This is a genomic window from Limnohabitans sp., from assembly GCF_017848645.1.
GTDB lineage: Bacteria > Pseudomonadota > Gammaproteobacteria > Burkholderiales > Burkholderiaceae_C > Limnohabitans_A.
This window is the reverse complement of sequence record NZ_JAFEIF010000060.1, coordinates 46,070-54,518: the sequence shown is the minus strand read 5'-3', so window position 1 is coordinate 54,518 and position 8,449 is coordinate 46,070. Positions and strand designations below refer to the sequence as shown.

Sequence of the window (8,449 nt, the reverse complement as noted above, 5' to 3'; positions counted from 1 at the left end):
CTGGTGGTGACATCGAACCGGGTGGTGCAGGACTGGGGCAAGTATCTGGGCGATGCCACGATGGCCAGCACGATTTTGGACAGGTTGATGCACCGCTGCGTGATGCTGGAGTTTGAGGGCAAGAGCTACAGGCTCAAGGAGGCGGCGGCACGCTTGGCCATCCAAGCTGAAGGGTCATAATCCGACTGCGCTGCCTGGGGGAATTTGGGGTGGCCACGGGTGGGGGAATTTGGACTGGCCATCAGGGTGTCATGCACCTCAAGTCCCACTGGCTTTGCCCAACTTGGCATCGTCCTCGGCCCAGCCTTCTATCGCGGGGTAATACCGTGTTGATCGACCATCACCGTACCGGGTGAGCAGCCCCAGGCGTTCCAGATCGATGAGGTCTCGGGCGGCGGTGGGTGTTGAGGTTTGCGCAATCCGCTCGTGCTTGCGCGTGGTCATGCCGCCCTCAAAACCTTTGGGGCCAGCATCCAGCAGCTTCTTCATGGTTTTATGCTGACGCTCATTGAGCGAGACCGATGACATTTGGGCCTGAAACCGAATGCGTTGAATGGCGGAATCGATGGTGCGGTTGGCGAATTCGTTGGCCAGATCAATTTGCGCCAGCAACCATTCGACCCATGCCGTCACGTCCATGCTTTTGGAGCGTTGTGCCCGCTCTAGCTCGCGGTAATACTGGTCTTTGCACGACTCGATTTGCCGCGACAGTGTCACGATGCGCCCAGGCTGGCCCATGTCTTGGCCCAGTGCCAGTTGCAAGATGGCCCGGCCTAGACGACCGTTGCCATCGTCAAACGGGTGCAGCGTCTCGAACCACAGATGCGAGACAGCGGCACGCACCAAGCCGTCCATGGGCTGCGGCCCGACTTTGGGCTGGGTTTGGTTGAACCAATTCAAAAAAGCGTCCATCTGCTCGGCCAGACCTTCAGCGGGTGGCGCGGCGTAATGCAGCTTGCTGTGGCCCACGGCCCCACTGACGATCTCCATGGGCACAGAACGCAGAGCGCCCACATCAATGCGCTGCATGCCCGAAAAGCCCGTGGGGAAAAGCGCCCCGTGCCAACTGCACAGCCGCTCCAGCGTCAAGGGTGCATCGGTGTTGAGGGTGGCGTCTTGCAACACATCAATTAGCCCCTCGATGTTGCGCCTGCCTTCGCGCACGGGGGCACCCGACGTGTCCAGCCCCAAGCGCCGGGCCACGGAAGAGCGAACACTTTCAGGGTCCAGCTTTTCGCCTTCAATCGCAGAGGTGGTCAATGCCTCTTGCGTCAGCGAGTCGCGGATGTGGGGCTGCAGCCCTTCCAGGCCAATCGCCTCCGCTTTGCCAAGAAGAATTCCTTGGGATGTTCTTGCGGCCGCCAATGCCGCCTGGATTCGCTGCGCGTCGAACGCCAATGCTGGCCACTCTGGCAGCTGCCAAATCCAACGTTGATATGATTTCATGGCTTAATCATATCAATTTATGATTTGAATGGGATGAAAATCGTATCGTGCGCGGTGTCAAGATCAATTCAGCTGTGGGTTTTTGACTTGGACTGAATCAATTGCTTGGTGATAAAGTAGATACGTTTTCATAGATACATTCCAAGGAGGGTGCCATGCTCGCTACCGCCAAAGTTTTTACCAACGGCAACAGCCAGGCGATTCGCTTGCCCAAGGCATTTCGTGTGGATGTCGATGAAATGTGGATTGCTCGCAACGAGGTGACGGGAGAGATCACGCTCAAGCCCAAGGACACGGAAACATTGCGCAAGCGTCGGCTGGATGCGCTGATGGCCGCCATTGCGGACAGCCCATTGCCCGACGACTTTTTATCGGATGCCAGTCGGCAAAAAAATCCACCCAAAAATCCGTTTGCAGACTGGGATACGCCAACAGCCCCCAAAGCCTCCGTTAAACGCACCGCCAAAACCAAGGCCCGCAAGTGATCAAGTTTTTGGTGGACACCAACATCTTGGGCTACTTCGCACGCAACAGCTCTGCCGCGCTGCAAACGCGCATGTTGGTGGCGCTCAAAAAGCAGGAGGTCGCCATCTCCGCCATCACCCGCGCCGAAACTCGGTTTGGGCAGGCACTGCTGCAAGCCGAAGACAAACGCCGCCGAACCATTGATTTGCTGCTCAATGAGTTGCCCGTTTTGCCATGGACGCTGGAGGCCGCAGACTACTATGGAGAAGTTGCCGCCCACCTGCAGCAAACCGGGCAGCCCATTGGCGAGATGGACACCCAAATCGCCGCGCACGCATTGGCGCTGGGCCTGCCCTTGGTAACCCACAACACACGGCACTTCAAGCGGGTGCCGGGCTTGAAAATTGAGGACTGGATGACGTGAAAAAGAAGATCGTTTACACGGATGAGCCCATGGGAGATGTTGAGGTGGTTGCAGATTTTCTGCCGTCGCCTGCCGAGCTGGCGTTCAAGGAAGATGGCGTGAAAGTCACGCTGGCCTTGAGCAAGAGCAGCGTAGACGAATCGCAGCAAGATCAGGCCTCAATGTCCACCTCATGCGCCGTGCGATTGCCCCCCACGCAATTCACATAAGAGCAGCGGGTCACCACGCAGCCGTCAAAGTTCTGTTCGTCGCTCAAGATGGATTTGACTCCATATGTCTTTAAGTCCATAATTTCGCAATGACTTGGACTGTTCTGTTTCACGACGCCTTCAACGCTGAGTTCGAAGCTTTGGTCGAGGAGCTTCAAGACGAACTCTTGGCACATGCCAAGTTGCTGGCGATGTTTGGACCTGATTTGGGGCGACCTACCATCGATACCCTGAAGGGTTCACGACACAGCAACATGAAGGAACTTCGGTTTTCCTGGAATGGTCAGGTTTGGCGAGTGGCCTTTGCCTTTGATCCCCGCCGACAAGCCATCTTGCTTGTGGGTGGAGATAAAGGTGGGGCAGATCAGCGCAGGTTTTACAAGCGCTTACTCACGGTGGCCGATGCGCGTTACGACGATCATCTGGGCACTTTGAGTCAATCAACCAAGGAGTCCAAAAATGGCAAGAAAACTCGATGACGTGATGGCTGCGCTGCCCAAAGATCGGAAAAAACGGGTGGAGGATCGGGCCATGGAATTGGCGACACTCAAAGACCTTCGCCATGCCGCCCAGCAAACACAAGAGCAAATGGCTGCCGCCTTGGGGGTGCGTCAGGACACCATTTCTCGTTTGGAAAAGCGCAGCGACATGCTGCTTTCAACGATGCGCCACTATGTGGAGAGCATGGGCGGCAAGCTGGAACTGGTGGCCAAGTTTCCTGATCGCCCGTCCGTGGTGATCGACCACTTGGGAGGTGAAGTCACCCTCAACAAGCGCGCAGGTGCTGCTCGACGTTCACGGGCAGCGGCCTAGTTGCCCACTGGGGTACAACTTGTACCCCCTTGCGCTGCAAGCCCCTGACGGCAAACAGCGCTCAAGCAGGCACCCATTTAGGCCACCTCACGCGCCGTGCGGTATCCCCCCTCCCCCTTCACATAAGCCAGAAACTCCCCAAAAAACGGATGCCTGCAAAGCGTGGACGAGTCGCCCACCAACAACAACTTGCGCCGTGCGCGGGTCATGCCCACGTTCATGCGGCGGATGTCAGACAGGAAACCGATCTCGCCTTGGGGGTTGCTGCGCGTCAAGGTGATGGCAATGATGTCGCGCTCTTGGCCCTGAAACGAATCGACCGTGCCCACGTTGAGCTTGCGTTGCAGCAGCTGGCACGCAGCCGTCTTTAGGCACGTTTGCGTGCGAGCGTACTGCAATCAGCTCAGAGAAGAAATAGCGGTTGCCGCAATCGCAAACAACTGTATAAAATTACAGCACTCCCGGGAGCCATATGCAGAAAATCACCACCCCCAACGATCCCGCACAGCACATCGCGGTATTTCAAGAAACCACCATTCGCCGTGTCTGGCACAACGAGGAATGGTGGTTTGCTATTGTTGACGTGGTGGGTGTGCTGTCCGATTCGGTGCAGCCAGAGGGCTACGTGAAAGACCTGCGCCGTCGTGACCCGGAGCTTGCCAAAGGGTGGGGGCAAATTGCCACCCCCCTTCGTGTTCCGACCGCAGGCGGTGCACAGCGGGTAAATTGCGCCAACACCGAAGGTCTGTTCCGCATCATCCAGTCCATCCCCTCGCCAAAGGCCGAGCCTTTCAAACGCTGGCTGGCGCAGGTGGGTTACGAGCGAGTCAAAGAAATAGAAAACCCCGAACTGGCCAGCGCCCGTGCCCGTGAGCTGTACCAAGCCAAAGGCTACCCACAAGCATGGATCGAGAAGCGGCTTCGCTCCATCTCCGTGCGCGGGGAGCTGACCGACGAGTGGAAAGCACGCGGCGTTGCCGAGGGCAAAGAGTATTCAATACTCACCGCCGAAATTGCCCGCGCCACATTTGGCGTGACACCCGTCGAACACAGCCAGCTCAAAGGCCTGGATGTGGTGAAGACCGGCAACAACCTGCGCGACCACATGACCGATCTGGAGTTGATCTTCACCATGCTGGGCGAAGCCAGCACCACCGAGATTGCCCGCCGCAGTGACGCCTTGGGTTTTGATGAAAACCGCACGTCCGCAAAAGAGGGCGGAAAGATTGCCGGCAACGCCCGCAAAGCGCTAGAGGCCAAAACAGGTAAGAAGGTTGTGAGCAAAGCCAACTACCTGACCACAGCACCTTCGCCGGGTTTGCTGGATGCGCCCGAACCAGCAGCGCCGAGCAAGCCCAAAGTTCGGGTGAAGCCAAAGCGGCCCAAGGGCGTATAGCTCAAGGCGCTGACTTCTCAGCAATGGCCATCTCTGTTTCAGGTCTGTTTGGCCACTTCATGCGCAGTGCGGTAGCCCCCCACCCCCTTCACATACGCCAGCAACTCCCCAAAAAAAGGATGCCTGCACAGCGTGGACGAGTCGCCCACCAGCAGCAGCTTGCGCCGTGCGCGGGTCATGCCCACGTTCATGCGGCGGATGTCGGACAGGAAGCCGATCTCGCCTTGGGGGTTGCTGCGCGTCAAGGTGATGGCAATGATGTCGCGCTCTTGGCCCTGAAACGAATCGACGGTGCCCACGCTGAGCCTGCGTTGCAGCAGCAAGTCGTTCAGCATGGCGCCGTCTTCGATGGCGTCTTTCAAATAGTTGATTTGGGCGCGGTACGGTGCGATCACGCCAATGGTCAGCGGGCGCTGGTCTGGGTCGGTGGGTTCGCCTGGTTCCGACAGTTTGGCCAGCAGCTGCGCCAGGCGCTCCAGCAGCAAGTGGGCTTCTTCGGGGTTGGCGGTTGAACGGCTTTCGGGGATGGCCAGTTCTTGAAAACCGCAGCCCGCCGTGTCGATGAATTCCACGGGCAGGTCGGGCGAAAAACGTGGGTCATTAAAGCGCGGGTCGTAAGCGGCCAGGTCAGCGTCGCGCACGCTGGCGTGCGCCACCAGTTGGCCGCCATAAAACTTATCGGAGCTGAAGCCCATGATGTGCGCGTGCATGCGGTATTGCACCTTCAGCATGCGGGCGGTGTGGGGTTGGCGCTGGATGCACTTTTCAAACAGGGTTTCGCGCAGGCCTTCGCGGGCGGCTTTTTCGCTTTTCACGGTGGGTGGCAGCTGGTGATGGTCGCCAGCCAACACCAGGCGCTGGCCCTTGGCAATGGGAATCCAGCAACCCGGCTCCAAGGCCTGGGCGGCTTCGTCAATGAAGACGGTCTCAAAGCCCAGCTGGCGAATGGAGCGGTGGCTGGCGCCCACCAGCGTGCAGGTGATGACCTGCACCGATTCGAGCACGTCCTCGGTCATGAAGCGCTCCAAATCGTCGGCGGCTTGGCGCAGCGTGCGGGCTTCTTCCTTTAGCCATAGGCGGCGCTGTCGTTCCTCAAAACCAAAGTTGCGTACGCGTTCGCTGGCCGTCTGGCGGTGCTGCTCGGCGGTTTGGCGCATCGCGTGCATCTTGGCGTAGCTGGCGTGGGCCATCACCCCGGCGTCTAGCGTGTGCTGGAGCAGCAGGTCTGACACGCGGCTGGGGTTACCCAGGCGGATCACATTCACACCGCGCTCGGCCAGCTTTTCGGTCAGCAGGTCCACGGCGGTGTTGGAGGGGGCGCACACCAACACGCGCCGCTCGCGCCGAATGGTTTCCAAAATGGCTTGCACCAGCGTGGTGGTTTTGCCCGTGCCGGGCGGGCCGTGGATGATGGCCACGTCTTGCGCCGTGACCACATGGCGCACAGCGGCCAGCTGCGAGTCGTTGAGCGCACTGGGGTAAAACAGGTCCTCGGCTTGGGGCTCGCGAAAAGTTGCCTGTCGGGCGCCCAACAGCACGTCGCGCAGTTCGGCCAAGCGGTTGCCGTGGGCGGCCATGACCGCGCTCAGGGCCTGGTTCATCTCGCGGTAGCTGACCTCGTCAAAGGTCAGGTCAACACCCAGCGTACTGCCGTCCAGCACCCAGTCGGGCAGCGCTTCTTTGGTGGTGGCCAACAGCAGCTTGTTGCGCCGCACGCGGGTCACCACGCCGCTCACCACGGGCCGGTCTGGCCCCGAGTAACCGGGCGCACTGCTGAACAGCGCCGCAGCCGCGCCCACCTGAAACAAATGCAGGTCTTGCCGATGCGCTGGGCGCTCCAGCTCCAGCACCACCTTGCCGCCAAAACCGATGTCTTCTTGGGTGATGGTGACGGGGTACCAGGTCAGGCCACGCCGACGGCGCTCTTTGATGCTGGCACTGGCATTTTTGAGCTTGAACTGCGCCTGGTCTTCCTGTTGCTCAAGGTGCATGAGCGCACGCACATGGCGTAACTCACTTTGAACATCATGTTGAACAACGCTAGGGGCGGTGGGGGTCGGGTCTTGGTCAGTCAAAGGTAGAGGTGTGGGACGAAAGTTTCACCACATTGGTTTTGTGAGAGCCAGCCATGGCTTTTTTGACGACCTTGTAAATGTCCAGGTCAAACTCAAAGTCTTCAGAGCGAGCGATGTCGTCCAGCTCATCGTGGTCGTTGGCGGTGCCCAAGTAACACCATTTGTTGATCACCAACATGCTGTGCCCGTCCTTGATGACGACTGCACCCTCAAATGGCCAAACGGGAACCTTGTAAAGCTGAAGGGCCGTTTGCAGCTTCAGATTGTGCACCGCCAAGGACACTTGGCCAATGCACGCGCCTTGGCATTGTTTGACTTGGTAGCCAAAACAAGGCTTGCCCTCTTCCACCTTCTCCAGGCCCAGCAAGGCCTCGCACAGTTGGTACTTTTTGGCGACGGCGGCCAAATAACCCAGCGCTTCTTTCTTGTTGCTAAAGAGCCCGTACAAATTGTCTTGAAAGCCAGGTTGCAAATGCTTGTGCGTGATGAGTATGGGGCGTTGCAGGCCGGAAGGTTCTGGGCTCAATTGCCAGGCGCACAGGTCTTTGGAGCGGCGCAGCTTGATGTTGGCGCTGGGCATGCGCTCTTTGATGAGCTTGGCCTCTAAGATCAAAGCGCTCAACTCGCCGCCCGTCTCGATCCATTCGATGTGGTGCACCTGTTGAGACAGTTTCATCTCTTTGCGCACGGTGAGCGCACTTTGGAAATGGCTCATGACGCGGCTGCGCATCGTGATGCTTTTGCCGATGTACAAGGGCGCTTTGTGCTCGCCGTAAAAGATGTAACAACCCGGTGTGTCTGGGATGGCGTCAATGACGGATTGGTTGATGTTGGGCGGCAGGCTCACACTGCCCAGCAACTCATTGACCGCTTCCAGCAAGCGTGCGGGGCCAAAGGTTTTTTCACACACGCGCCAAAACTGGAGCAGCAAATCGGCGTCGCCCAAAGCCCGGTGCCGCGCAGTGACCGTCAGCCCGTGCGCAGCGACGATGGTGTCCAGGTTGTGCCGGGCCTGATGCGGAAACAGCAGCCGCGAGAGCTTGACGGTGCACAGCACCTTGGGCCGAAAATCCAGACCCAAGCGCTTAAAAGAGGCTTTGATGAAGCCGTAGTCAAAACGGGCGTTGTGCGCGACAAAGATCTTGCCTTCCAACTCTTTTTTGATTTGCAGCGCCAGTTCGTCAAATGGGGGTTGGCCCGCCAACATGTCCGGCGTGATGCCCGTCAGCCTTTGGATGTTTTGCGGGATGAAGGTTTGGGGGTCCAGCAGGCTTTCCCACACCGTTTCTTGGCCTTGGTCCAGTGTCTTGATGCCGATTTCGGTGATCCGGTCACGTTCGGAGTTGCCACCCGTGGTTTCGATGTCGACAAAGGCAAGAACAGGGAATTCGGTGTCTGGGGGGTTCATGGTTGGGCCATGGGTGGGCGTAAGTGGGGATCGTACCTAAACCCACAAAGTGTGATGGCTGTCAGGCCCATTGCGCAAAGCTTGGCGGCGCGAACCATAATCAGCGGCACAGGCGTTCTGGCATCACGCCTCCAGCACACCGCACTCTCCCCTCACGCACCACGGCTTGGATTCATGTCTGTTTTAAGTTTAATTTCAGTGGGGCATGCCCAC

11 protein-coding genes are annotated in these 8,449 nt (G+C 58.6%); 7 read left to right on the top strand and 4 right to left on the bottom strand.

Annotation, left to right across the window (positions count from 1 at the left end; translation table 11 throughout):
- Positions 1 to 180, top strand: a 180-nt coding sequence (locus tag QZ190_RS13575; protein ID WP_291917175.1) for an ATP-binding protein, incomplete at its 5' end; no start/stop codon positions are given.
- A 78-nt stretch (positions 181 to 258) separates the two neighbouring features.
- Here the strand turns inward: QZ190_RS13575 and QZ190_RS13570 are convergent.
- Positions 259 to 1,446, bottom strand: coding sequence for a Fic family protein (locus tag QZ190_RS13570; protein WP_291917173.1), 1,188 nt, complete (start codon positions 1,444 to 1,446; stop codon positions 259 to 261).
- A gap of 155 nt (positions 1,447 to 1,601) precedes the next feature.
- Between QZ190_RS13570 and QZ190_RS13565 the strand changes: the two genes are divergently transcribed.
- The 5 genes from QZ190_RS13565 to QZ190_RS13545 all read left to right on the top strand — a co-directional run bounded on the left by QZ190_RS13565 (position 1,602) and on the right by QZ190_RS13545 (position 3,357).
- A complete protein-coding gene (locus QZ190_RS13565) occupies positions 1,602 to 1,931 on the top strand; it encodes an AbrB/MazE/SpoVT family DNA-binding domain-containing protein (protein ID WP_291917171.1) in 330 nt (109 codons plus the stop codon).
- A complete protein-coding gene (locus QZ190_RS13560; RefSeq protein ID WP_090142109.1) occupies positions 1,928 to 2,335 on the top strand; it encodes a type II toxin-antitoxin system VapC family toxin in 408 nt (135 codons plus the stop codon). The genes QZ190_RS13565 and QZ190_RS13560 overlap by 4 nt, the downstream gene beginning before the upstream one ends.
- Positions 2,332 to 2,544 (top strand): hypothetical protein, encoded by a 213-nt coding sequence (locus tag QZ190_RS13555; RefSeq protein ID WP_090142110.1) that lies wholly within the window; start codon positions 2,332 to 2,334, stop codon positions 2,542 to 2,544. The genes QZ190_RS13560 and QZ190_RS13555 overlap by 4 nt, the downstream gene beginning before the upstream one ends.
- Before the next feature lie 89 nt (positions 2,545 to 2,633).
- On the top strand, positions 2,634 to 3,023 hold the full coding sequence (locus tag QZ190_RS13550; protein ID WP_291917167.1) for a type II toxin-antitoxin system RelE/ParE family toxin: 390 nt from the start codon (positions 2,634 to 2,636) through the stop codon (positions 3,021 to 3,023).
- Complete coding sequence (locus tag QZ190_RS13545; protein WP_090142112.1) at positions 3,004 to 3,357, top strand: helix-turn-helix domain-containing protein; 354 nt, start codon at positions 3,004 to 3,006, stop codon at positions 3,355 to 3,357. Before QZ190_RS13550 ends, QZ190_RS13545 begins: the two co-directional genes overlap by 20 nt.
- Before the next feature lie 77 nt (positions 3,358 to 3,434).
- On the opposite strand, the gene QZ190_RS13540 is transcribed toward QZ190_RS13545, so the two are convergent.
- The gene (locus QZ190_RS13540; RefSeq protein ID WP_291917163.1) at positions 3,435 to 3,755 is read right to left on the bottom strand and encodes a C-terminal helicase domain-containing protein; all 321 of its coding nucleotides are present in this window, start codon (positions 3,753 to 3,755) and stop codon (positions 3,435 to 3,437) included.
- 74 nt (positions 3,756 to 3,829) lie between these two features.
- Between QZ190_RS13540 and QZ190_RS13535 the strand changes: the two genes are divergently transcribed.
- The gene (locus QZ190_RS13535) at positions 3,830 to 4,753 is read left to right on the top strand and encodes a Bro-N domain-containing protein (protein ID WP_291917162.1); all 924 of its coding nucleotides are present in this window, start codon (positions 3,830 to 3,832) and stop codon (positions 4,751 to 4,753) included.
- Positions 4,754 to 4,791: 38 nt separating this feature from the next.
- On the opposite strand, the gene QZ190_RS13530 is transcribed toward QZ190_RS13535, so the two are convergent.
- Together QZ190_RS13530 and QZ190_RS13525 are read right to left on the bottom strand one after the other, a co-directional pair.
- Positions 4,792 to 6,744 (bottom strand): AAA domain-containing protein, encoded by a 1,953-nt coding sequence (locus QZ190_RS13530; protein WP_291917160.1) that lies wholly within the window; start codon positions 6,742 to 6,744, stop codon positions 4,792 to 4,794.
- A gap of 76 nt (positions 6,745 to 6,820) precedes the next feature.
- Positions 6,821 to 8,236: an exonuclease domain-containing protein gene (locus QZ190_RS13525; RefSeq protein WP_291917158.1), complete on the bottom strand. Its 1,416-nt coding sequence runs from the start codon at positions 8,234 to 8,236 to the stop codon at positions 6,821 to 6,823.
- Between the last annotated feature and the right edge of the window lie 213 nt (positions 8,237 to 8,449).

Coding starts and splice junctions, on each gene's coding strand:
- QZ190_RS13545 (WP_090142112.1), top strand. CDS start 3,004: ATGGCAAGAAAACTCGATGACGTGATGGCTGCGCTGCCCAAAGATCGG.
- QZ190_RS13530 (WP_291917160.1), bottom strand. CDS start 6,744: ATGCACCTTGAGCAACAGGAAGACCAGGCGCAGTTCAAGCTCAAAAAT.
- QZ190_RS13535 (WP_291917162.1), top strand. CDS start 3,830: ATGCAGAAAATCACCACCCCCAACGATCCCGCACAGCACATCGCGGTA.
- QZ190_RS13570 (WP_291917173.1), bottom strand. CDS start 1,446: ATGAAATCATATCAACGTTGGATTTGGCAGCTGCCAGAGTGGCCAGCA.
- QZ190_RS13565 (WP_291917171.1), top strand. CDS start 1,602: ATGCTCGCTACCGCCAAAGTTTTTACCAACGGCAACAGCCAGGCGATT.
- QZ190_RS13525 (WP_291917158.1), bottom strand. CDS start 8,236: ATGAACCCCCCAGACACCGAATTCCCTGTTCTTGCCTTTGTCGACATC.
- QZ190_RS13550 (WP_291917167.1), top strand. CDS start 2,634: ATGACTTGGACTGTTCTGTTTCACGACGCCTTCAACGCTGAGTTCGAA.